The sequence below is a fragment of the Brucella sp. HL-2 genome (genome assembly GCF_025846885.2).
GTDB classification, from domain to species: Bacteria; Pseudomonadota; Alphaproteobacteria; order Rhizobiales; family Rhizobiaceae; genus Brucella; species Brucella quorumnocens.
This window is the reverse complement of sequence record NZ_JAOYTK010000024.1, coordinates 1-23,312: the sequence shown is the minus strand read 5'-3', so window position 1 is coordinate 23,312 and position 23,312 is coordinate 1. Positions and strand designations below refer to the sequence as shown.

The following is a 23,312-nucleotide window of genomic DNA, read 5'->3' as shown; positions in this document are numbered from 1 at the left end:
GGAGGAGGACACTGATGCTTGAACGCCTGAACCATGTCGCAATCGCGGTGCCAGATATAAAGGCTGCTTCCGCGCTTTACAGCAGCCAATTGGGCGCGAAAGTAACAGCGCCACAAGCCTTGCCTGAACATGGTGTTACGGTGGTCTTCATCGATGTTGGCAATACCAAGATCGAATTGCTTGAGCCATTGGGTGAGGGATCACCCATTGCCTCCTTCCTCGAAAAGAATCCATCTGGCGGCATGCATCACCTTTGCTATGAGGTCGCCGATATTATTGCTGCCCGCGATCGTCTCAAGACCGAAGGCGCGCGCATTCTCGGTGATGGTGAGCCAAAGATCGGCGCACACGGCAAACCCGTTCTGTTTTTGCATCCCAAGGACTTCAATGGGACACTGATCGAACTGGAGGAGGTATAATAATGTCCTGGGTTTCAGGCATCGCGATTTATTTTGTCATCTGGTGGACGACGCTGTTTGCGCTTTTGCCTGTCGGCCTGCGGACGCAAGCAGAAGAAAACGATGTGACACTGGGTACGGTTGCAAGCGCTCCTGCCAAGCCGCGCATCGGGCTTGCATTTCTGCGAACAACCTTGGTGGCTACGGCTATCTTCTGCCTTTACTATTACATGACGCAGATCAAAGGTTTCGGCCTTGACGATATCCCGCACTTCTTCCCTGATCTGAAGTAAAAGCGGTCGTTCTATAGTGCTTATTTTTCTGATTTGACGGAGCGGCGCCTAAAATTTAGGCGTCGTTTTGCGTTGGGCAGTGGGCGCATTTTATTGAGAATATGCCGTGAATCTAAAACTTATTGTTTCTGCATAACTGTTTGAATAGATAGACAATTAGCGAAGCGACATGCTTTATTTTAATGAAGTTTTTCGAGATGGATGCGCATCGAAACTAAGCTTACGGCGGCTCCAGTTGATGTTTAATCGTTGGAACCGCTGTAACTATTTCTTTTTACGCATTTCCGAACGCAAAACTGGTTTCCACTTTTGCTGGAAATGCTTTAACGCCAGCCGTTCAGCATGATGAAAATAAGAAAAGTAAAAAGAATATCAAAGGCTTGTGCTGAGCGTTGCGGTTTCGCAGATTGCAGTCGCGATAAAGCCAAAAAAAAAGCAAGGCTCACGCCTTGCTAGTCGAATACGCGTTCGACCCGTTTCCATTTTACTGGCGGCGGCGGAATTTCGCGCCTGGATCCATCCTCCCAAGACTTTGACCGCGTGATACAACGGTTCTATTCCGTTGTTAGGCTTGTTGATGAAAAAAATAGCGGACTGCACACCTTTTGTCACCAAAAATCTTTCGAGTCGTCATATTTCCTTCGTATTTTTTTTCTGTTTTAATATCTCAGATACATAATACATTGAAAATTAAAGTGAATCCTTCAGCAGTCTTTCCTTATCTGTATTTAACAAGTCGCCGATGATGGTTGTGGACGGCAAAAAGGCTCCTCAGTAAAGCGCGGAGAGGCGGGTTTTCAACAGCGGCATAACCCGATATGAAACCGCCAAGTTTGCTTAATTTTTGCCTGATTCTACACACACTCAGTTGATACTCAGGCAATCTCTCTCTTGATCGGTGGTCACGATGCGTCTGTCGCAGTATTTTTTGCCCATTCTGAAAGAAAACCCAAAGGAGGCAGAAATTGTCTCTCACAGGTTGATGCTGCGCGCCGGTATGATCCGGCAGCAGTCGGCAGGCATCTATTCATGGCTCCCGCTTGGTCTTAAGGTCCTCAACAAGGTCTGCAACATCATTCGTGAAGAGCAGAACCGTGCAGGGGCCAACGAAATTCTCATGCCGACGATCCAATCCGCCGATCTTTGGCGCGAAAGTGGTCGCTACGATGCATACGGCAAGGAAATGCTGCGCATTCAGGACCGTCAGGAGCGCGATATGCTCTTCGGTCCGACCAATGAGGAGATGGTCACGGATATTTTCCGTTCCTATGTGCGCTCCTATAAGGATCTACCGCTCAACCTCTATCATATTCAGTGGAAGTTCCGCGATGAAGTACGTCCACGTTTCGGCGTAATGCGCTCGCGCGAATTCCTGATGAAAGACGCCTATTCGTTCGACCTCGATTATGAGGGCGCGAAAATGGCTTATTATCGCATGTTCGTTTCCTATCTGCGCACTTTCGCCCGCGTAGGCCTGCAGGCGATCCCGATGCGTGCCGATACCGGCCCGATCGGTGGCGATCTTTCTCATGAGTTTATCATTCTCGCGGAAACAGGCGAAAGCCAGGTTTATTGCGACAAGGCTTATCTCGATCTGGCGGTTCCAGGTGCTGATACGGATTTCCGTAATGATGCGCAGCTAACGGATATCGTTACACGCTGGACAACGCCTTATGCGGCAACTGATGAAATGCACGACGAAGCAGAATGGTCTGCGGTGAAAGCCGACGATCAGGTTTCGGCTCGGGGTATCGAAGTTGGTCATATCTTCCATTTCGGTACCAAGTATTCCGAACCAATGGGTGCGAAAGTGCAGGGGCCTGATGGCAAGGACCACCTTGTATCAATGGGTTCTTATGGTATTGGCCCATCGCGTCTGGTTGCTGCCGCGATTGAAGCTTCGCATGATGAAGCAGGCATCATCTGGCCAAAGGCAATCGCACCGTTCGGCGTTGGCATTGTCAATATGAAGCCAGGTGACGAAGGTTGTGATGGCGTGAGCGAAAAGCTCTACGAAGCCTTCACTAATGCTGGCCTCGATCCGCTGCTGGACGACACGGACAACCGTCCGGGCTCCAAATTCGCAACTCTTGATCTGATTGGTCTGCCTTATCAGGTGATCGTCGGTCCACGCAGCGTTGCCGCGGGTGAAGTCGAAGTTAAGGATCGCAAGACGGGTGAGCGTCAGAACCTCACTGTTGAAGCGGCAATCAACCTGTTGACGGCTTAAATATGAGCAATGCGGCGGCAGCAAAATCTGATGGCAAGCAGAAGGCATCGAGCAAGGCGCCTTCTTCCGGTCCGTTCTCAGCCTTTGAGCGGATGATCGCATGGCGCTATTTGCGAGCGCGCCGCCGCGAGACGTTTATTTCGGTCATTGCCGGTTTTTCTTTCACCGGCATCATGCTTGGTGTTGCCACACTCATCATCGTTATGGCGGTGATGAACGGGTTTCGTGCCGAGCTTTTGACCCGCATTCTGGGTATCAATGGCCACCTCATCATGCAGCCGATGGATCGGCCGCTTGATGATTATGCGAGCCTCATCCAGCGCATAGATGGTATCAAGGGCGTCCAGTTCGCCATTCCTGTGGTCGAGGGGCAGGCTCTCGTTCAGGGCAACATCGGAGCTGGCACCGGTGCATTGGTGCGCGGACTTCGGGAAGAGGATTTGGACAAGCTCAAGCTGGTTTCCACGAACGTAAAACAGGGCACCTTGAAGGGCTTCGATCAGAGCGGCGGCGTGGCAATCGGTACCCGTATGGCTGAAAATCTGGGCCTTTCTATTGGCGATTCACTGCGCGTTATCTCGCCCGATGGTGACGTCACGCCTTTTGGTGTCAATCCACGCGTGAAGGCCTATCCGATTGCCGCAATCTTTGAGATCGGCATGTCGGAATATGATGCGTCAATTGTGATGATGCCGCTTTCAGAGGCGCAGCTTTTCTTCAATCAGGAAGGCAAGGTGCAATCACTAGAGATATTTGTCGACAATCCTGACAAGGTTGATGCGATGCGCGCGCCTGTCGAGGAGGTGGCGGCAAGGCAGATTTCTCTGGTTGATTGGCGTCAGCGCAACCAGACTTTCTTCTCGGCACTACAGGTCGAACGCAATGTTATGTTCATGATCCTGACCTTGATCGTGCTTGTTGCTGCGCTCAATATTATCTCCGGCCTTATCATGCTGGTGAAGGACAAGGGGCGGGATATTGCGATCCTCAGAACCATGGGAGCAACGCGTGGCGCGGTTATGCGTATATTCCTGATGACTGGTGCGGCGATTGGTGTGACCGGTACTCTTGCCGGTGTGGTTTTAGGTGTCGTGGTATGTCTTAATGTCGAGAGGATTCGACAGTTCTTCTCATGGCTTTCAGGCACGACATTGTTCAATCCGGAACTGTATTTCTTGAGTACGCTTCCAGCAAAGATGGACGTCGGTGAAACAGTTTCCGTCATTGCGATGGCCTTGATCCTTTCCTTTATTGCCACCATTTTTCCGGCCTGGCGCGCTGCCAAACTCGATCCGGTCGAAGCACTGAGGTATGAATAATGGCGGCTGAAGTCATTCTGCGCCTGGAAAATGTGAGCCGGGCCTATAAGGAAGTCGATCGTGAACTGGTTATCCTGAAGGATGCGAGTTTCACTTTGCGTCGTGGTGAGATGGTGGCGCTCGTTGCACCATCTGGTGCGGGCAAGTCGACTTTGCTGCATACTGCGGGTCTGCTGGAGCGTCCGGACAGCGGCGACGTTATTCTGGATGGTCGCTCGTGCAGCACGCTTTCTGAAGATGAACGCACGGCTATCCGCCGAAACGATGTTGGCTTCGTGTATCAGTTCCATCATCTGTTGCCGGAATTCTCAGCACTCGAAAACGTGATGATGCCGCAAATGATCCGTGGCTTGCCGCAGAAGGCAGCATCAGCACGGGCACAGCAGCTGCTCGACTATATGAAGATCGGCAAGCGCGCATCCCATCGTCCGTCAGAGCTTTCCGGTGGTGAGCAGCAGCGCGTCGCGATTGCGCGTGCAGTTGCCAATGCGCCTCTGGTGCTGTTGGCTGATGAGCCAACGGGCAATCTTGATCCGACGACATCGTCTTATGTCTTCGGTGCTCTGGAGGCTCTTGTGCGCCAGTCGGGGCTTGCAGCATTAATCGCGACGCATAACCACGAACTGGCCCGCCGTATGGATCGTCGCGTGACGCTTCGCGAAGGCAAGGTCGTCGACGTCTGATCATAGCGTTTGAGCCAAAAGTGCGAAGCGGTTTTGCGTGAGGTAAAAGCGTACAAACAAATAGTAACAGCGGTTCCAACAATTCGATCTCAACTGGAGCCGCTGTAAGCATATGGCAAGGCGGGAAGCGTGTCTGCCATGCGGTATCAAAGCAATTTCCCACATATCTCATTTGTTCAACGCCGACAGCCACGCTGCCGGCGATTGCACGTTTATTTTTCATAAACCTTAAATACACGTGGCCATTAAGGCAGGTATTGACATTAGAACAAAAATGGAACAAAAACTAAACATACGTGAACAAAGAGGAGTTATTCCTATGACCGATCTCGTCTACGACGTTTTGTCTTTCGTCTCCGTCAGCCTGTTCGTTGCCACTTTCGCCATCTGGGTAAGTGTAATCTGAAAACGTGATAAGGGTTCTCTTGTGAACCCCGTTGATTGTAACGACCGTCGCTCTGGACATCGTTGCCGTATTCCCCGAAACTGGCGTAGTGGGCGATAAGAGTCGCCCGTTACCGGGTGCAGCTCTCATTCACTGAGACGTGCTCGGTTTGCGCCGGAACATGATTTCGCTATCATGTTATGGCGGTGCTATCAGCTCTGCATAGATCGGGGAAATAGAATGAGTGATACAGCAAGCATTGCAGCGGGCGAGGGCAAGTCGTCACCTCGTTTCGTTCATTTGCGGGTACATTCTGCTTATTCCTTGCTCGAAGGTGCTCTGCCCGTCGGCAAGATCATCAAACAGGCGATTGCCGATGAAGCACCGGCCATCGCGATAACCGACACCAATAATCTTTTTGGTGCTCTGGAATTCGCCCAGAAGGCTTCGAAAGATGGCTTGCAGCCAATTATCGGGTGTCAACTGGACGTAGGGTTCGGCGATCACAACGATAATAGCCGTAGTGCCAATCGCCGACTGGTCCTTGATTTGGCGCCTATCGTTTTGCTCGCTTCGACCGAAGAGGGCTATGCCAATATCGTAAGGCTCGTCAGCCGTGCATTCCTCGATACCCCATCGGGCGATCCGGTTCACATTGATGCAAGCTGGCTGTCCGGCTTGTCCGATGACGTCATCGTGCTTTCGGGTGGACAGCTCGGTCCAATCGGACGGGCTTTTGCTGCAGATCGCCCGGACCGTGCAGAAGCGCGTCTAACTTTCTTGAAAGAAGCTTTTGGCAATCGGCTATATGTCGAATTGCAGCGTCAATCTGGCTATGACCGCGGGCTTGAGGCGAAGACCGTTGAACTCGCCTATGCGATGGACTTGCCGCTTGTGGCAACCAATGAAGCCTTCTTCCTCAAGGCGGAGGACTTTGAGGCGCATGATGCGCTGCTCGCTATTGCTGAGGGACAAATCCTTTCCAATGATGATCGCCGCCGTCTGACGCCCGACCATCATCTTAAAAGCCGCGCCGAAATGACGGCTCTGTTTGCCGATCTGCCGGAAGCGCTCGAAAATACGATTGAAATTGCAGAGCGTTGCAGCTGGTTCACACAGACACGCCAGCCAATTCTCCCGCGCTTTACTGGCGAATCTGACAATCCGAAAGCAGCTATTGAGGCCGAAGCGGAGGAGCTGGCCCGACAGGCGCGTGAAGGCTTGAAGATGCGGCTCGAAACAGCTGGTCTTGCTGAAGGATATACGGAAGAACAATATTCCGAACGTCTCGATTACGAGATTGGCATTATCACCCGCATGAAGTTCCCGGGTTACTTCCTAATCGTTGCGGACTTTATTAAATGGGCGAAGTCGCATGGCATTCCCGTTGGGCCAGGGCGTGGTTCGGGTGCCGGTTCTCTTGTCGCTTATGCATTGACCATTACTGACGTTGACCCGTTGCGGTTCTCGCTGCTGTTTGAGCGGTTTCTCAATCCAGACCGCGTATCGATGCCCGATTTCGATATCGACTTCTGTCAGGAACGTCGCGAAGAAGTCATTCGCTACGTGCAGGAGAAATACGGGCGCGATCAGGTCGCACAGATTATAACTTTCGGAACGCTTCAGGCGCGCGCTGTGCTGCGCGACGTGGGCCGCGTTCTCGAGATGCCTTACGGGCAGGTGGATCGTCTTTGTAAGTTGGTACCGCAAAATCCTGCCAACCCAGTTTCTCTGGCGCAGGCTATTGAGACAGAGCCGAAGATCAACGAGGAGCGCGAGAAAGAACCGGTCGTTGGCCGTCTTCTCGATATGGCGCTGAAACTGGAAGGTCTTTACCGACACGCCTCAACGCACGCCGCCGGTATCGTGATTGGTGATCGTCCGCTTTCTGAACTCGTGCCAATGTATCGCGATCCGCGCTCGGATATGCCGGTTACGCAGTTCAACATGAAGTGGGTTGAGCAAGCGGGGCTGGTCAAGTTCGACTTTCTTGGCCTGAAAACGCTCACTGTGCTGGAAACAGCGGTTAAGCTTGTCGCCCGTAAAGGCATTGAAATCGACCTTGCGCGCCTGCCTCTTGATGATGAACTGACCTATGAAATGCTTTCGCGCGGCGAGACGGTCGGTGTGTTTCAGGTGGAAAGTGCGGGCATGCGCAAGGCGCTGCTCGGCATGCGTCCCGACCGCATTGAAGACATCATCGCGCTTGTGGCCCTATATCGTCCGGGTCCGATGGAGAATATCCCGACCTATAATGCGCGTAAGAATGGGGAGGAGGAAATCGCCTCCATTCACCCAAAAATTGATGGCCTGATCAAGGAAACGCAAGGCGTTATCGTTTATCAGGAGCAGGTAATGCAGATCGCGCAGGTGCTTTCGGGCTACTCGCTCGGTGAAGCTGACCTTCTGCGTCGCGCCATGGGTAAGAAGATCCGCGTGGAGATGGACAAGCAGCGCGTTCGTTTCGTCGAAGGGGCGATTGCAGGCGGTGTCGATAAGGCGCAGGCGAATATGATCTTCGACCTGTTGGCCAAGTTCGCCGACTATGGCTTCAATAAGTCTCACGCCGCAGCATACGCTATCGTGTCTTATCAGACCGCCTACATGAAGGCGCATTATCCGGTCGAGTTTCTCGCCGCGTCTATGACCTACGATATGTCCAACGCCGACAAGCTCAATGACTTCCGGCGCGAGGCCAATCGTCTGGGTATTGATGTCGTGACACCATCCGTCATGACTTCCTTCCGCACATTTGAGGTGGGCGAAAGAAAGATTTTCTATTCGCTGGCGGCGATCAAGGGCGTTGGCGAAGCGGCTGTAGACCACATCGTCAACGTACGGGCTGAGAAGCCTTTTGAAAGTCTCGAGGATTTTTGCGAGCGGATCGATCCGAAAATCGTCAATCGACGTGTGACGGAAAGCCTGATCAATGCAGGCGCGCTGGATTGCTTCGGGCGTGATCGCGCCGCTATGAGCGCCGGCATGGACCGCATCATGGGCTTTGCACAGCGCACGCAGGAAAATGCAGCAAGTGGCCAGTCAGATATTTTCGGCCTTTCGGGAGCACCGAAAGAACAATTGATCCTGCCACAGGCAGCACCCTGGCTGCCGTCAGAAAAGCTCCATCGTGAATTTCAGGCGGTAGGCTTTTACCTGTCCGCTCATCCGCTGGATGAATATCGTCAGGTTCTCGACCGTATGCGCGTTCAGAGCTGGGCCGATTTTTCGGCTGCTGTGAAGCGCGGTGCAAATGCCGGGCGTCTGGCAGGCACTGTCACGACCCGTCAGGAACGCAAGACTCGCACTGGCAACAAGATGGGTATCGTGCAGCTTTCGGATGCCAGTGGTCAGTTTGAAGCCGTGCTCTTTTCGGAAGGTCTTGCGCAGTATCGCGATCTTCTCGAAAGCGGCAAATCGGTGGTGATAACTGTTGCTGCTGAAAACCGTCCAGAAGGCATTGGTCTGCGCATCCAGACGGTCCAGTCTCTCGAAGATGAAGCGTGTCGGATGCAGAAGGCATTGAGGCTTTATCTGCGCTCTGCAGAGGCGGTTAAAAGTATCGTGCCGCATTTCAACACGCGTGGTGACGGTCAGGTGAGCCTTATCGTGATCAAGGAAGAAGGCCAGCGCGAAGTCGAGATCGAACTTCCGCACCGCTATCGCGTCAGTCCACAAATCGCCAGCGCCATGAAGGCAATTCCCGGTGTCGTGGAAGTCGAACTGGTTTAGAGCGCGTCCCGAAAAGTGTGAAACGGTTTTCGGACAAAGATGCGCGTTAAAACAGATAATTAGAGCGCCGATCTGATCCAATCAGATCGAAACGCGCTTTAATGAAAAACCGGCCAATGGTGATTGGCCGGTTTTTTCTTTATGCAGATGCTTTCAGGTTCAATGCTTTGCGTATTTCTGGCGCAACCTTGGTCCCGAACAACTCTATCGATTTCATTGTATGCTTATGCGGCAGGTTACCAAGGGCGGTCTGCAACAAGAAACGATCATGTTTGAAATAGCTGTGCTGGGTTAGAATTTTATCGATCACCTGCTGAGGGCTACCGACAAGCAGCGAACCGCGCGGCTGGCACATGGCATCAAATTGTTCTCGAGTGGTTGGTGGCCAGCCGCGTTCCCGCCCGATTTTGCTCATCACATGAGAGAAAGGGTCGAAAAACTCATTGCCAGCTTGTTGAGAGTTTTCAGCAATATAGCCGTGTGAGTTGATTCCAACTTTGAGCTTTTCAGGAGTATGACCGGCCTTGAGGCCAGCCTCGCGATAGAAATCGGTCAGCTGTGAAAAGCGTTCCGGGTATCCGCCAATAATGGCAATTGCCAACGGTAAGCCAAGAAGCGCTGCGCGACCCACCGAGGCAGGCGTCCCACCAACCGCAAGCCATACTGGCAAAGAGCCCGGGAAGGCACGGGGATAGACACCGCGTCCATCAATTGCGGGGCGCGTAGTTCCGGTCCAGTCTACGCGTTCATTCTCCCGGATATTGAGGAGGAGGTCAAGTTTTTCAGCAAAAAGCGTGTCGTAATCGTCGAGATCATATCCAAACAGCGGGAAGGATTCGATAAACGACCCGCGTCCGGCCATGATTTCGGCGCGACCATTGGAGATGAGATCAAGCGTCGAAAACTGCTGATAAACGCGTACCGGATCATCGGACGAGAGAACCGTCACGGCACTGGTCAGTTTGATGTTTTTGGTGCGCGATGCGGCTGCTGCCAACACAATTGGTGGCGCAGAAACGGCATAGTCTGGGCGGTGATGCTCGCCCACACCGAAAACATCAAGCCCCACCTGATCGGCAAGCTCGATTTCTTCAATAAGATTGTTGAGCCGCTGTTGCGGCGAAAGGAGGCGATTGGTTTCGGGATCAGGCCCGATATCGCCGAATGTATAAATACCGAGTTCCATGGCGTTCCATCAATTCGTTGGCTGTTGCAACCTAGTTAAGATGACTCATGCCGCTTGTTAAGAACGCACTGAAAGGTGATTGGGTTACCTTGAGGAAACCGGGCGGTTGCCCGCCCGGCAATAGATGGTTTTAGTATGCTGCGGTGAAGCGCTTCCGAATTTGCTTGCCTTGTTCTGCTTCATCCACGATTGCAACGGCCAGATCTTCTACCGAGATTTTGCTTTCGCCCTTGTCGTCAAAAACAGGCTCGTCTGCACCAAGGCGATATTTGCCTGTGCGTTCGCCGGGCTGGAGGATGATTGCAGGAGAGACAAAGGTCCAGTCCAGATCCTTCTCTTCGCGCAACTCATTCAATGCCTGGCGTGCACCTAGTGCGCCTTCTTTCCATTCGGCAGGGAACTCAGGGGAATCCACAAGCTGGTGGCCCTTGATCGCGAGGCTACCGGCTCCGCCTACTGCGATGAGACGCTTAACACCTGCTTTTTTGGCAGCTTCATTGATGGAACGGCTACCCTTGATGTGGTTTTCACGGATGTTGGCGTCCGCCCAGCTGGGATTGAACGCAGAAATGACGATGTCATGCCCTGCAATCTGCTTTGCGAGCGCATCGGTGTCGAATATGTCCGTCTTCACCGCAGTAACATTATCGAGTTTCGCAACCTTATCCGTATTGCGGACGAGCGCGGTTACGCTATGGCCGCGCGATGCGGCTTCCTTGAGAACGGCAGTGCCAACAAAACCCGTAGCGCCGATCAGTGCGATTTTAGCCATGACAGTTTCCTTTCAGTTCCAACTGGAGAAGTGATATTTAATAATCAGGTTCTTTATGGTAACTAGGTAGTCGATACGACGAGCCTTGTGAAGAACGCACTTTTTCATGATTAGGGTACATGGAAGTAACCGCGCGGCTGGCAAGGGCGATCAGTCGAGAATGAAGCGCCAGAAGTTTGCCCAAGGAGATAGAATGACGATCAACAGACGCCCGGATGCTAAGGTGCCGTTATTGTCATCGACGGCTGCGTTTCAGTCCGCCCCCGATGGCGAAGGCTTATGTCCTATCCGCGAAGTTCTCGACCGGGTCGGTGATACGTGGAGCATCCTCGTTGTTTTCAATTTGCAAACGGGGTCGATGCGTTTCAATGCATTGCGTCGTGCTATTGAAGGGATTTCCCAGCGGATGCTTACTGTCACCTTGCGTTCGCTTGAGCGTGATGGGCTTGTGGCGCGCCATGTCCGTCCAACGTCGCCACCAGAGGTTGAATATTCGCTGACCGAGCTTGGCCACTCGCTGGCGGTGCCGATTGATGTTCTTGGCCAGTGGGCGGTCAGGAATCGTAAGGAAATGCGCGAAGCTCGTTCACGCTTTGATGGCGGTGTCGAAGAATAGGGAACCTGATACCGGCGCATTCGTTACTCTCCCAGCAAAGGGAGTAAGAACAATGCCAGCAAAATCACAGGCTCAGCAAAAAGCTGCAGGTGCCGCTCTTGCCGCCAAGCGTGGCGAGATCAAGAAAAGCGAGCTGATCGGCGCTTCAAAAGAAATGTACGAATCGATGACCGAGAAAGAGCTCGAAGAGTTTGCTGAGACCAAACATAAAGGCCTGCCAGAACACGTCTCAGACAAAAAGAGCAACTGATTAACATCAGCTGCTCTGATATCCGGAGCAACCAGCGCTTATTACGCGCCTTTTCCGGGTGCCAATTCAATTGCCTTAAGCTTACCGCCAGTTATGCCACAGCGCAGGGTGATCGTATCCCATTGTGTGCCGCCGCTTTTGGTGCGGGCTTCTCCGGGTACTGAAATAACGGCAGAAACCTTGCTCGCGTCTTTCGTACTGAACTTCGATGATTTGTCATTGGTTGTGGCAGCAGCGATATCGTCCTTGGTGAAGCCGAGACGATCATATTTCTTACTCTTCTTCACGTAATCATAGGCGCTGGCTATGCAATCAGCGACTTGTGGCGACGCTTGCTGGTCTTTCACGAGGGTCTGGTAGTTGCCAGTGAAATCCTTGGAGCGTTTCGGTACAGCGTCTGCATGAGCCGCGCCCGCGATGCCAAGAGTAAAAATTGCCGAAAGTATAATTTTGGTCGATTTCATGGATCGTTTCCTTTGAAAGGTCACCGCGCAAAAGTGCAGTGAGCAAAATCGATAATGACGATGCTATTAGAAAGGCAGTTTGGGCTTTTTAATGATGTCCCCCGTCTAGTGTGGTGGATTTGAAGTTCCCATCATTTGTGTTGCATCCACGTTTAGGAACTTCAAATCCGTAAACCACACTCGATTCAATATCATACCAGCTCGAGAATATCTTATTGGCAGATTCGAGCAAGGCAGGATTTGCCGTGGCAACCCTGATCCAGATGCATGTTTGTAAGGTGTGCCGCATCCCCATCTGGTCCGATCACGGTCATGAAAAGCTTGCAACTTGCGCCATGCACAGCACGCCAGAACGCTTTGTCTTTTTCTGATCCGTTCCAGCCGCTTTCGAGTTCAGTTTTAGACCCATCCGAGAATTTGAACGACATGATATCGAGCGCATTGGCGAATGCATGCTCAGAAACACGGCCGGTTGATGCGCCATTAACGTTGCGGCATTGATAATCCGATCCAGTGCCAATTTCGGTGATCTTGACGCTATCGCCATACACTTTTTTAGCGGCATCTTTGACGTTTGTAGACCATTCAGCGAGTGTGACGGCCATGGCGCAGTTTGTCGTGACTGCATTTGCAAATTTTACAGGTTCATTTTTGCCAATAGCAGTGAGTGAGAGCGGCGAAAGCGCCCTGCATTGCGAGCCATCTTCGATCGGTGGCAAAAGCTTTCCCTCCACGTCGCCTGCCATCAATGCTGGACACGATACCTGATAGATACGTTCGGCCTTTTTTGGCTCAGGCTGTTCATCAACGGGCTTGGATTGTTTCATAGGTTGTTCGGGTTTTTTCTCAGGCAATGGCGTTACATCGGCGGGCGCAGGCACAGGCACCACTGGTGTAGGCTCTTTTGCCTCTTCACGTGCCGGGGCAGGCGTTGGCACCGGAACTATGTTGGAGGATGGTAACGCCTTGCTCTGGGTCGAAGAGGCGGCCTTTGATTGCTGGCGCTTCGTATTGCGTTTTTTCTTTGGGCGTTTTTTGGCAGACGACTGCTTTGCGTTACCGCTCAACACCCTTTCAATGAGGTTCTGTGCATTTGCCGTTGTAGGTCCGGTCATGTTTTCACCGGGGAGTATCGTGATAGCGACGGCGACGAGACAGGTAATAATAATCTTTTGAAAGAAAGAGAAAGAAACGGCCATGTTCACCTCTTTTGATAGCGAGCGCTATGGCCTAATGTCGAAGGAGGGCTTGTCGTTCCTTCACACTTGATGGCAGATCGTTGCATTTAGTCTTCGGGGGGATATCAACGTGTATGTACCCGAAAATGGCTTCACACTTTTCTGGATGCGCGATAAACGGCTGAAATGGCCGAAAATCAGGGCTTCAGCCTTGACAAGATGACACCTCCATGACTAAAAGCCGCCATCGCTGGAGCCTAAACGCTCCGGCGTTTCATTTGACGTGTCCCGTGGATGAAGATCGCAGCTGCGCGCTTCATTCTGTCAGTCCTTGTAAAACAAGGGCAGAGGAGGGCGCGTTTCCTATCTGTGCCGCAAGGCGCACCAACTTTTTAAAGGAAATGCGATGAGCAAGCGCGAATCCGCTAAGTACAAAATTGATCGCCGTCTTGGCGAAAACATCTGGGGGCGTCCGAAGTCCCCTGTGAACCGTCGTGAATATGGCCCAGGCCAGCACGGTCAGCGCCGTAAGGGCAAGCTGTCCGACTTCGGTGTACAGCTCCGTGCAAAGCAGAAGCTCAAGGGCTTCTACGGCGATATCTCGGAAAAGCAGTTCCGCAAGACCTATGACGAAGCAGCTCGCCGCAAGGGCGATACCGGTGAAAACCTCATCGGCCTGCTCGAATCGCGTCTGGATGCGGTTGTGTACCGCGCAAAGTTCGTTCCAACGATCTTCGCTGCACGCCAGTTCATCAACCACGGCCACGTGAACGTGAACGGTCGCCGCGTCAACATTCAGTCGTTCCGCCTCAAGGCTGGTGACGTTGTTGAAGTTCGTGAAAAGTCGAAGCAGCTCGTTATTGTTCTCGAAGCAGTTTCGCTCGCAGAACGCGACGTTCCTGACTACGTTGAAGTCGATCACAACAAGATGGTTGCAACCTTCGCACGCGTTCCAGTTCTGGGTGACGTTCCATACGCAGTTCAGATGGAACCAAACCTCGTCGTCGAATTCTATTCGCGTTAATTCTGAGCCTCTAGCTCAGTCTGCAGAAATAAATGGCCGCCCTTGGTTCCCCCAAGGGCGGCTTTTTTGTATGTAGGTCTAAATTTCTCTCATTCGTAGGAAGCACTATGAACGCTTTCGATCCAAACATTGCTGAAGATGCCGGAGCTGACGGTTGTCATCCGCTTTTTCGTGATGTGCCGACGTCGGTCGAATTCAACAAGCTGCGCAAGCGCCTGTTGCGGCTGACACGTCAGGCTGTTGATGACTTCGCCATGGTAAAGCCCGGTGAGCGCTGGATGGTGTGCCTCTCAGGCGGCAAGGATTCTTACGGTCTGCTTGCTTTGCTGCTCGATCTTAAATGGCGTGGCTTGCTGCCGGTGGAATTGCTGGCGGTCAATCTGGATCAGGGGCAACCGAATTTTCCAAAACATATTCTGCCTGAATTTCTGAACAATTACGGCATCGAACACCGCATCGAATATAAGGATACTTATTCGATTGTGACTGAGAAGCTGCCTGCAACGAGCACCTATTGCTCGCTTTGCTCGCGATTGCGTCGTGGCAATCTTTATCGCGTCGCGCGTGAAGAGGGCTGCTCTGCAATCGTTCTCGGTCATCATCGAGAAGATATTCTCGAAACCTTCTTCATGAACTTGTTTCATGGTGGTCGTCTCGCGGCCATGCCACCAAAGCTTCTCAACGACGAAGGCGATCTGATGGTGTTCCGTCCGCTTGCGTACGTAGCTGAGGAAGATCTCGAAAAGTTTGCCACGGCAATGGAGTTTCCGATCATTCCGTGCGATCTGTGCGGCAGTCAGGAAGGTCTTCAGCGCAATGCAATGAAGGCGATGCTGACCGACATTGAAAAGCGTATGCCTGGCCGCAAGGATACAATGATCCGCGCCATGACTAGCGTGCGCCCAAGCCATCTGCTTGATCGCAACCTGTTTGATTTCGCTGGCCTGACGGCGGGTGGTGATATGGAGAATGACAGTGAAGTTTGATGAAAATCAGATCGATTGGTTGGCTGACCTTCTCGCAGACGCCGCAAACGAAGAAATCATGCCGCGCTTTCGGCAGTTGGGGCAGGGTGATATTCGCCAGAAGACCTCTCCGGCAGACCTCGTGACCGAAGCCGATGTAAACGCAGAACGCTATATCACAGCACGTCTCAATGAACGCTTTCCCGGCGCTTTGATTGTTGGCGAAGAAGCTTGTTCCGACGATGAAACGCTGTTGAATGGCCTCGGCGATGCGGACCTTGCATTCACCATTGATCCGGTTGACGGCACCTTCAACTTCGCATCAGGCGTTCCGCTGTTTGGTGTGATGTTGGCAGTTGTGTCGAAGGGTGAAACGGTTGCCGGTATTATTTATGATCCGGTTGGCAAGGACTGGATACTGGCCGCAAAAGGCGGTGGTAGTCATATCCGCTACCTAAATGGTTCCACGAGTCCCGTGCGCGTGGCAGTAGCTGCGGATATATCGCAGATGACGGGATCGGTTTCCTGGCAATATACAGCCGAGCCGACACGGTCGCGTCTTGCGCGCAATCACACGAAGTTCCTGTCACAAATCGGCTATCGCTGTGCCGCACATGAATATCGCATTATCGCGACCGGTGGCGCGCATTTTGCGGTCTATAACAAGCTGATGCCATGGGATCATTTACCGGGTGCGCTCATTCATCAGGAAGCAGGCGGATATCTCGCGCGCTGGGATGAAAGCCCATATCTGCCGCCACATACCGGTGGCGGAATACTGGTCGCGCCTGACAAGGAAAGCTGGAAGGCTATTCAGACTGCCCTTTGGGCAGAATAACGAAAAGCCCGCCAATTGGCGGGCTTTTTAGTAGCCATCAGATCGGTTTGTTGTGCGGTTTGAACATTTTACCGCGCTCGGCAATCAAAACGCAGATGAATGCAATGAAGCCCAACACACAGTAACCTGCTGCAACAGGCGTCGTCGTTCCGTCAAATGCCTGACCGATGACTGCGCCAAGTGCTGCACCGATCACCGTCTGTGCAAAACCCAGAACGGAGGATGCAGTGCCAGCCACTTCACCGAGTGGCTCCATGGCGAGGGCGTTAAAATTTGATACAACCAGGCTGAACGAGAACATGATAGTCATGTAGATCGCCATCAGAATCCAGAACGGCACAGGGCCACTAAACACTACTGAAAGCACAACCCAAAGCAGGCTAAAGCCGACGAATACCAGCAACATTGTCTGCGAAATTCGGCGCATTCCGTAACGCCCGACAAGGCGCGAATTAAGGAATGAGGCGAGTGCAAGCGTCATTGCCACGGCAGCAAAAGCCAGTGGGAACATCGTGCCGAGCTGGTATATGCCGACGAAAATCTGCTGCGCGGAATTGATGTAGCCAAACAACGCGCCGAGAATGAATGACGTGCCGAACATGTAGAAAAGAGCAACACGGTTGGAGAGAACAATACCGAAACCTCCAATAACACTCTTCACTGTAAGCGGACGGCGATGATCAACGGGCAGGGTTTCAGGCAGGCGGATATAGGCCCAGACGGCGACAACCGCGGCCATTATCGCCATCGAGAGGAAGATCAGGTGCCATTCGCCAAACAACATGATCAGCTGTCCCGTGGCCGGCGCTATGACTGGCAGGATCATGAAAACCATCATGACAAGCGACATGACTTCAGCCATCTGGCGTCCGGCAAAGCGATCACGCACGACGGAAACGGCAATGACACGTGTTGCTGCGGCACCCAGCCCCTGTAGCACGCGCAAGACAATGAGCGTTGTAAAATCGGTTGCAACCGCAGCTCCGAGAGCTGCGAGAATATAGATCGCCAAGCCACCAAATAGCGGCAGTCGTCGACCGAAGCGGTCGCTCAGTGGGCCGTAAAACAGCTGCGATACGCCAAAGCCCAACAGATAGGCCGTGATGACAAACTGCGCGTGGTTTTCAGTGAGAACCCCAAGGCTAGCTCCAATCTGCGGCAGGCCGGGCAGCATGATATCAACCGCAAGCGCATTGATTGCCATGATTGCAGCGATAAGAGCGATAAATTCGGTGCGTCCGCGCATGGATGCTTTCTGGTCCGGCGAACCGTTCCTGATGTCTAGCGGCATGACTGGTATTCCTTGGCATAATTATGTGCCACTTGCAGAACAGGCGGCGTGAGATCGGAGATTTCTTAAACAAGTCTGGCGGTCGAGACCCGCTTAGCTTGAATATCAGGCCAATATAAAAGGCGCCACTAATCGGCGCCTTTTAGAATAAAACGGAGGCAAAAGCCGTATGAGGGGTAATTAATCCTCAAGCAGCCTTGGTGGCAATACCCTTGTCAGCAAAAAGTGTCTGCAATTCGTTTGACTGGAACATTTCGCGTACGATATCGCAGCCACCAATGAACTCGCCCTTGACATAGAGCTGAGGGACGGTTGGCCAGTTGGAATAATCCTTGATGCCCTGACGGATATCGTCGGAAGCGAGCACGTTAACGCCTTTATAGTCGACTCCGAGATAGTCAAGAATCTGTACGACCTGACCGGAAAAACCACACTGTGGGAAGCCTGGCGTGCCCTTCATGAACAGCACGATATCGTTGGTCTTCACTTCATTGTCGATAAAATCGTTGATTCCGGTCATTTCAATTCCTTTCAGGATGCCGGTTCAAATCCCGGCCCGCGTAGGGAGAGGTTCTACCTCAATATAGTAAGCTGAGCTTTGGTAATCACCCTCTAGAGGTGAAAGCAAGTCAAATTAGCGCGAATTCGGGCTAGATTGGGGGCAACATCTTGCCGCAGGAAGAAAATCACCGCCTCTAATTGTTAATTCCGATGCTGCTCTTGCACGTTTCCATGCCCAGATAGTTTGTCCCGCAAGCGTAATAATCAGAGGCGGTGTATTTCAGTTATTCCGGTATGCTGGTCTGAAGGGCGAGCGCATGAAGTACGCCGCCCATATTACCCTTTAGAGCGTCATAAACCATCTGATGCTGCTGAACGCGCGACTTGCCACGGAAGCTTTCCGCGACCACTTCGGCAGCATAATGATCTCCATCTCCGGCAAGGTCGCGGATCGTAACCTTTGCGCCGGGAATCCCTTCGCGTATCAGTTTTTCGATCTCATGAGCGTCCATAGCCATGCAAAAACTCCCGCCATTTCTGGCTTTTTATAGCATTCCCAACAAACGTGCATAGCGGTTTTGCGTTGGATAATGCGAAGAACAAATAGGTACATCGAATCGTAACGTATCATCGTGATACGTCAACATTGAACTGTCTACAGCATTTCCAGCAAAAGTGCGCAGCGGTATTGCTTCGGATAATGCGAAAAGCGAAGGCTTAAATTGTCGGCAAGCAAACGCCCGGCAAGGTGTCCCCAGCCGGGCGTTCATTGGTAGCAGTTCTAGCCAATAAGGTTTAGTTGTCGACTGCAGCTTCACCGCTCATGAAGCCTGGGAACCAACCGTCAAAAGCCTGGTTGAGATCAGCAACAGCAACGTCCGCAGTTCCTGTGAATTGCAGGCGATCGCCACCGACTGTTCCCAGTACGCGGAATGGAATTCCGGCACCTTCGGCATTCAATGCAATGAGTTTTGCCATTTCAGGTGTTGCGGCAATAACATAGCGCGCCTGATCTTCACCGAAGAGAGCCGCATGAGGCAGGCCGTCACCTGCGTCAAGCACAGCGCCCTTGCCTGATTTGATTGCCATTTCAGCAATTGCAATTGCAAGGCCGCCATCGGACAAATCGTGACAAGCAGTTACCTGACCATTGCGGATCGCCGAACGGACAAATTCGCCGTTGCGCTTTTCAAACGCAAGATTAACAGGCGGAGGAGGGCCATCAGCGCGGTCAAACAGATCTCGCAGGTAGACGGACTGGCCGAGATGCGTGCCGTCGGTGCCCAAAAGTACCAGCGTATCGCCGTCCTGCATGCCGCCTATCTTGGCCATTTGTGACCAATCAGGGATCAGACCAACGCCAGCGATGGTTGGTGTTGGCAGGATCGCCTGACCATTGGTTTCATTGTAGAGCGATACGTTGCCAGAAACGATCGGGAAATCAAGCGCACGGCAGGCTTCGCCAATGCCTTCGATAGCCTTGACCAGCTGACCCATGATTTCCGGCTTTTCGGGATTGCCGAAGTTGAGATTATCGGTTGAAGCCAGCGGCTCGGCACCGGTCGCAGTGATGTTGCGCCAGCATTCGGCAACGGCCTGCTTACCGCCTTCAAACGGATCGGCTTCGCAATAGCGCGGTGTGACGTCCGACGAGAAGGCGAGAGCCTTGGTGTCGTGACCTTCAACACGGATCACGCCTGCGTCGCCACCCGGGAGCTGCAAAGAATTACCCTGAATGAGTGTGTCGTACTGCTCATAAACCCAACGACGCGATGAGCCATCAGGCGATCCGATAAGCTTCAACAGGGCTTCAGAATAGTCTTCAACCTGAGGCACATTGCTTGCTGGCAGAGGAGCATGTTTGCCCGGTTCCATCCATGGACGATCATATTCAGGAGCCTCGTCGCCAAGTTCCTTGATCGGCAGGTTGGCAACTTCTTCGCCCTGATGGATGACGCGGAACCGCAGATCGTCGGTGGTCTTGCCGACAATTGCGAAATCGAGGCCCCATTTGCGGAAGATTGCCTGCGCTTCTTCTTCCATTTCCGGCTTGAGAACCATGAGCATACGCTCCTGGCTTTCGGACAGCATCATTTCATACGCTGTCATGTTTACTTCGCGTACAGGAACGTGGTCGAGAATGAGTTCGATACCAAGATCGCCCTTGGCACCCATTTCAACAGCCGAGCAGGTGAGGCCAGCGGCACCCATATCCTGAATGGCGATAACTGCGCCCGAAGCCATCAGCTCAAGGCAGGCTTCCAGAAGGCACTTTTCAGTAAATGGATCGCCAACCTGAACAGTAGGACGCTTTTCTTCAATGGATTCATCGAACTCTGCCGATGCCATAGTAGCGCCACCAACGCCATCACGACCGGTCTTGGCCCCAAGATAGACAACCGGCAGGCCAACGCCTTTGGCTTCGGACAGGAAGATGCCGTCATGTTTGGCAAGGCCTGCAGCAAATGCATTGACGAGAATATTGCCGTTATAGCGCTTGTCGAAGTTCACTTCGCCGCCAACGGTCGGAACGCCGAAAGCATTGCCGTAGCCGCCAACGCCGGAAACAACGCCGGAAACAAGATGGCGGGTCTTTGGATGATCAGGTTCGCCAAAGCGCAGCGCGTTCATTGCTGCCACCGGGCGAGCACCCATTGTGAACACGTCACGTAAAATACCGCCAACGCCAGTTGCCGCGCCCTGATAAGGCTCGATGTAAGATGGGTGGTTGTGGCTTTCCATCTTGAAGACGACGCAATCGCCATCGCCAATGTCCACAACACCGGCATTTTCGCCGGGGCCCTGAATAACACGAGGGCCGGTTGTCGGGAGTGTACGCAGCCACTTCTTCGACGACTTGTAGGAACAATGTTCATTCCACATGGCCGAGAAAATGCCGAGCTCCGTGAAGCTTGGTTCGCGTCCGATCAGGTCGAGGATACGCTGATATTCGTCCGGCTTGAGGCCGTGGGCAGAGATAAGTTCCGGCGTGATGTCGCGCTTATTGGAAATAGTCATTGAGCTGAGGGACCCCGTGGCAGGCTGCGGTACCCGAAAACTTCTGCCGAAGGGCGGACACCTAAGGTTTCAAGGGGCCTCTTTAACCTAACTCTGTCAGAAGCGCGACAGGAAAATGCCGATTTCCCGGCTCAAATGCTGCCTTCATAGCCTGCTTGTTCATTTTCCAGCAGTTGGCGCAAAGTTGTGAAGCCATTTTCCACCAGAGCACGGTCTGTTGGCGAAGAAAACGCAATGCGAACCCGGTGGTATGTCCGATCAATGCGTCCAGCTTTGAACTCGTCTTCGTCATCGATCAACAGGCCGTTTTCATATGCGGCTGCTTTGAATGTGCTCGTGAGCCAGGGTTCCGGCAGCTTCAACCACAGGATTGGCACGTGCGGCGAAGAAACAAAGTCATAACCGGCAAAGATTTTGCGGGCCAGTTGCTCCCGCCATTCGATTTCAGCAGAGCATTTGTCCAGAAGAGCTGTCGCTTGACCGGAAAGCACCATTTGAGCGGTGGTTTCAGCAAGCAGAAACGAAACGCCTCCCGTCATCAGCTTGTGCGTGACACGCAAACGCTGCGCGCAATGCGGAGGGCAGGCGACCCATCCGCAACGCAAGCCGGCAGTCACAGCCTTTGAAAGACTGCCCAGCAAGAAAGTGCGTTCCGGCGCAATATCAGCGATTTTCGGTATGTTTGATCGCGTCATGACCCCGTAGGTGTCATCTTCGATAAGCCAGACATTATGACGTGCTGCGATACTGGCAATAGCTAACCTACGCTCATAGGGCATGGTTGCGAGCGTTGGATTGTGAATGCTTGGCATCAGAAATGCCATTGCCGGGTGCTGTTGATTGCAGACCCGCTCGAACTCTTCAGGGATCATGCCATATTCGTCACTCGCAGCAATGGCGATGCGCCGCCCCGTAATCCGCACGGAACGACTGACCTGCGTATAGGTGAGGTCTTCAAAGACGATCCGGTCGCCGGGGGCGGTAAAAGCCGTGATTGCAGCGATTGCTCCCGCATGAGCGCCATTGGTAATCACGATGTTACTCGCATCGGCGGGCGCGTTTTCCTGATTGAGCCATTGTCGCCCGGCTTCCAGCCAATGTTGCGGGAAATGCCGCGTGTAATTGACGACCTCATGTGGGAAATTGCGGATAACGGATGCGATAAGCGGCTCAAGCACGGCGTTCTGCCCAACATCGGGTGCAGCAGTCGTATCGAAACGCCCCTTATCGAGGGGAGCATCCTGAACGCGCGTACCGGCGATGCCATCGCTTGAATAGGCCGGAGGTGCATTCTTGCGATCTTGATTGCCCAGTACATACGTACCGCGGCCGACTTCACCGGTTACAAGTCCTCGCTCATGCGCGAGAGCATAGGCTCGTCCAATTGTGCCGATTGTCACCTTGAGATCATAGGCGAGATTACGTTGCGGTGGCAATTTCTGTCCGGCTGGCAGCGCGCCATCTACAATTGCTTCTTCAATGGCATCAGCCAGTTGAAGGTAGAGAGGGCCGGATTTATCGGTGAGGTCTGGGAGCCAATTTGTCATGGTCACAATATAAGCATTGTATCGATATTTGAGTCAATTGTATTTACTTCACAGGCGCCTGATTGGTGCAAAATAGTGATTAAGCCCAGAAATGAAGGCAGTGTGCTATGACCTATGTGTCAGTCAAGCATGATGAAATAGATACAATTGGTACAATGCAAGGCAGGGAAAGCGTTGTTTCTTATACACCGCGCCCGATCTGGCAGAGTTTCGTTGATTGGTGTTCTCTACGTCTCATGCTGCGCCGCAGTCGCATTCAGTTGATGGACCTGACGGATGAACAACTCCGGGATATTGGCATAACGCGGGGTGCGGCTCACAAGGAAGCGCGCAAGGTGCGCTTTCATATCCGCTAAAGCATGCATCCAAAACTGGGAACCGGTTCTGGGAGTAAGGACATGCTGATTAAAGCATGTCGCGCTCAAATGGATTCATTTGAGCTGCCACGAACATGCGATAGTTAAAAGAATCTAGAGCGAGCGCCATGGGTGCGATTAAGCGCAACACGCTCTAGGCTCCAAACCCAATTAAACATTTGATCAAATTACTTCTTCATGATTCACTCTCCTGATAACGGGAGTTTTGGAGCATGGCAGGAGAATTCTGGCTTGATGATCGGCAATGG

The 23,312-nt window shown here is 52.6% G+C and carries 21 protein-coding genes; 12 read left to right on the top strand and 9 right to left on the bottom strand.

Annotated features, from left to right (window positions below; genetic code table 11):
• Positions 1-14: 14 nt before the first annotated feature.
• The 6 genes from mce (at position 15) to dnaE (ending at position 9,037) form a co-directional block, all read left to right on the top strand.
• Positions 15-419 carry a methylmalonyl-CoA epimerase gene (gene mce / locus OIV19_RS18890; protein WP_095446449.1) on the top strand — a complete coding sequence of 135 codons (405 nt, stop codon included), beginning with the start codon at positions 15-17 and terminating at the stop codon, positions 417-419.
• A 2-nt stretch (positions 420-421) separates the two neighbouring features.
• Positions 422-691 carry a DUF1467 family protein gene (locus OIV19_RS18885; RefSeq protein ID WP_095446450.1) on the top strand — a complete coding sequence of 90 codons (270 nt, stop codon included), beginning with the start codon at positions 422-424 and terminating at the stop codon, positions 689-691.
• A 907-nt stretch (positions 692-1,598) separates the two neighbouring features.
• A complete protein-coding gene (proS, locus tag OIV19_RS18880) occupies positions 1,599-2,921 on the top strand; it encodes a proline--tRNA ligase (RefSeq protein ID WP_095446451.1) in 1,323 nt (440 codons plus the stop codon).
• Between the two features lie 2 nt (positions 2,922-2,923).
• Positions 2,924-4,240 carry a lipoprotein-releasing ABC transporter permease subunit gene (locus OIV19_RS18875; protein WP_095446452.1) on the top strand — a complete coding sequence of 439 codons (1,317 nt, stop codon included), beginning with the start codon at positions 2,924-2,926 and terminating at the stop codon, positions 4,238-4,240.
• Positions 4,240-4,923, top strand: coding sequence for an ABC transporter ATP-binding protein (locus OIV19_RS18870; protein ID WP_095446453.1), 684 nt, complete (start codon positions 4,240-4,242; stop codon positions 4,921-4,923). Before OIV19_RS18875 ends, OIV19_RS18870 begins: the two co-directional genes overlap by 1 nt.
• 625 nt (positions 4,924-5,548) lie before the next feature.
• Positions 5,549-9,037 carry a DNA polymerase III subunit alpha gene (gene dnaE, locus OIV19_RS18865; RefSeq protein WP_264232850.1) on the top strand — a complete coding sequence of 1,163 codons (3,489 nt, stop codon included), beginning with the start codon at positions 5,549-5,551 and terminating at the stop codon, positions 9,035-9,037.
• A gap of 139 nt (positions 9,038-9,176) precedes the next feature.
• On the opposite strand, the gene OIV19_RS18860 is transcribed toward dnaE, so the two are convergent.
• Positions 9,177-10,223 (bottom strand): LLM class flavin-dependent oxidoreductase, encoded by a 1,047-nt coding sequence (locus OIV19_RS18860; RefSeq protein WP_264232848.1) that lies wholly within the window; start codon positions 10,221-10,223, stop codon positions 9,177-9,179.
• Between the two features lie 130 nt (positions 10,224-10,353).
• The gene (locus tag OIV19_RS18855) at positions 10,354-10,995 is read right to left on the bottom strand and encodes an NAD(P)-dependent oxidoreductase (protein WP_264232846.1); all 642 of its coding nucleotides are present in this window, start codon (positions 10,993-10,995) and stop codon (positions 10,354-10,356) included.
• Between the two features lie 193 nt (positions 10,996-11,188).
• Between OIV19_RS18855 and OIV19_RS18850 the strand changes: the two genes are divergently transcribed.
• Together OIV19_RS18850 and OIV19_RS18845 are read left to right on the top strand one after the other, a co-directional pair.
• Positions 11,189-11,611, top strand: a complete 423-nt coding sequence (locus tag OIV19_RS18850; RefSeq protein WP_264232845.1) for a winged helix-turn-helix transcriptional regulator — start codon at positions 11,189-11,191, stop codon at positions 11,609-11,611.
• A 52-nt stretch (positions 11,612-11,663) separates the two neighbouring features.
• Entirely contained in the window at positions 11,664-11,861 is a 198-nt protein-coding gene (locus OIV19_RS18845; RefSeq protein WP_094576906.1) for a DUF3008 family protein, read from the top strand.
• A gap of 41 nt (positions 11,862-11,902) precedes the next feature.
• Here OIV19_RS18845 and bspC read toward each other — a convergent pair whose 3' ends face one another.
• Both bspC and OIV19_RS18835 read right to left on the bottom strand, forming a co-directional pair.
• On the bottom strand, positions 11,903-12,325 hold the full coding sequence (gene bspC, locus OIV19_RS18840; RefSeq protein WP_264232842.1) for a type IV secretion system effector BspC: 423 nt from the start codon (positions 12,323-12,325) through the stop codon (positions 11,903-11,905).
• Positions 12,326-12,537: 212 nt separating this feature from the next.
• Positions 12,538-13,524, bottom strand: coding sequence for an extensin-like domain-containing protein (locus tag OIV19_RS18835; RefSeq protein WP_498831064.1), 987 nt, complete (start codon positions 13,522-13,524; stop codon positions 12,538-12,540).
• Positions 13,525-13,909: 385 nt separating this feature from the next.
• Between OIV19_RS18835 and rpsD the strand changes: the two genes are divergently transcribed.
• The 3 genes from rpsD to OIV19_RS18820 all read left to right on the top strand — a co-directional run bounded on the left by rpsD (position 13,910) and on the right by OIV19_RS18820 (position 16,330).
• Positions 13,910-14,527 carry a 30S ribosomal protein S4 gene (rpsD, locus tag OIV19_RS18830; RefSeq protein ID WP_024897500.1) on the top strand — a complete coding sequence of 206 codons (618 nt, stop codon included), beginning with the start codon at positions 13,910-13,912 and terminating at the stop codon, positions 14,525-14,527.
• A 107-nt stretch (positions 14,528-14,634) separates the two neighbouring features.
• The gene (ttcA, locus tag OIV19_RS18825; protein WP_264232839.1) at positions 14,635-15,513 is read left to right on the top strand and encodes a tRNA 2-thiocytidine(32) synthetase TtcA; all 879 of its coding nucleotides are present in this window, start codon (positions 14,635-14,637) and stop codon (positions 15,511-15,513) included.
• Entirely contained in the window at positions 15,497-16,330 is an 834-nt protein-coding gene (locus OIV19_RS18820) for an inositol monophosphatase family protein (RefSeq protein WP_498831063.1), read from the top strand. The genes ttcA and OIV19_RS18820 overlap by 17 nt, the downstream gene beginning before the upstream one ends.
• Before the next feature lie 37 nt (positions 16,331-16,367).
• On the opposite strand, the gene OIV19_RS18815 is transcribed toward OIV19_RS18820, so the two are convergent.
• From OIV19_RS18815 to OIV19_RS18795, 5 genes are all read right to left on the bottom strand, one after another.
• A complete protein-coding gene (locus tag OIV19_RS18815; protein WP_095446463.1) occupies positions 16,368-17,621 on the bottom strand; it encodes a multidrug effflux MFS transporter in 1,254 nt (417 codons plus the stop codon).
• 187 nt (positions 17,622-17,808) lie between these two features.
• A complete protein-coding gene (gene grxD, locus OIV19_RS18810; protein ID WP_095446464.1) occupies positions 17,809-18,141 on the bottom strand; it encodes a Grx4 family monothiol glutaredoxin in 333 nt (110 codons plus the stop codon).
• Between the two features lie 265 nt (positions 18,142-18,406).
• The gene (locus tag OIV19_RS18805; RefSeq protein WP_134153339.1) at positions 18,407-18,640 is read right to left on the bottom strand and encodes a BolA/IbaG family iron-sulfur metabolism protein; all 234 of its coding nucleotides are present in this window, start codon (positions 18,638-18,640) and stop codon (positions 18,407-18,409) included.
• A 277-nt stretch (positions 18,641-18,917) separates the two neighbouring features.
• On the bottom strand, positions 18,918-21,140 hold the full coding sequence (gene purL, locus OIV19_RS18800; RefSeq protein WP_264232833.1) for a phosphoribosylformylglycinamidine synthase subunit PurL: 2,223 nt from the start codon (positions 21,138-21,140) through the stop codon (positions 18,918-18,920).
• Between the two features lie 131 nt (positions 21,141-21,271).
• Positions 21,272-22,687 (bottom strand): aminotransferase-like domain-containing protein, encoded by a 1,416-nt coding sequence (locus OIV19_RS18795; protein WP_264232831.1) that lies wholly within the window; start codon positions 22,685-22,687, stop codon positions 21,272-21,274.
• Positions 22,688-22,794: 107 nt separating this feature from the next.
• Here OIV19_RS18795 and OIV19_RS18790 point away from each other — a divergent pair, with 107 nt between their 5' ends.
• A complete protein-coding gene (locus OIV19_RS18790; RefSeq protein ID WP_264232829.1) occupies positions 22,795-23,043 on the top strand; it encodes a YjiS-like domain-containing protein in 249 nt (82 codons plus the stop codon).
• Positions 23,044-23,312: the final 269 nt, after the last annotated feature.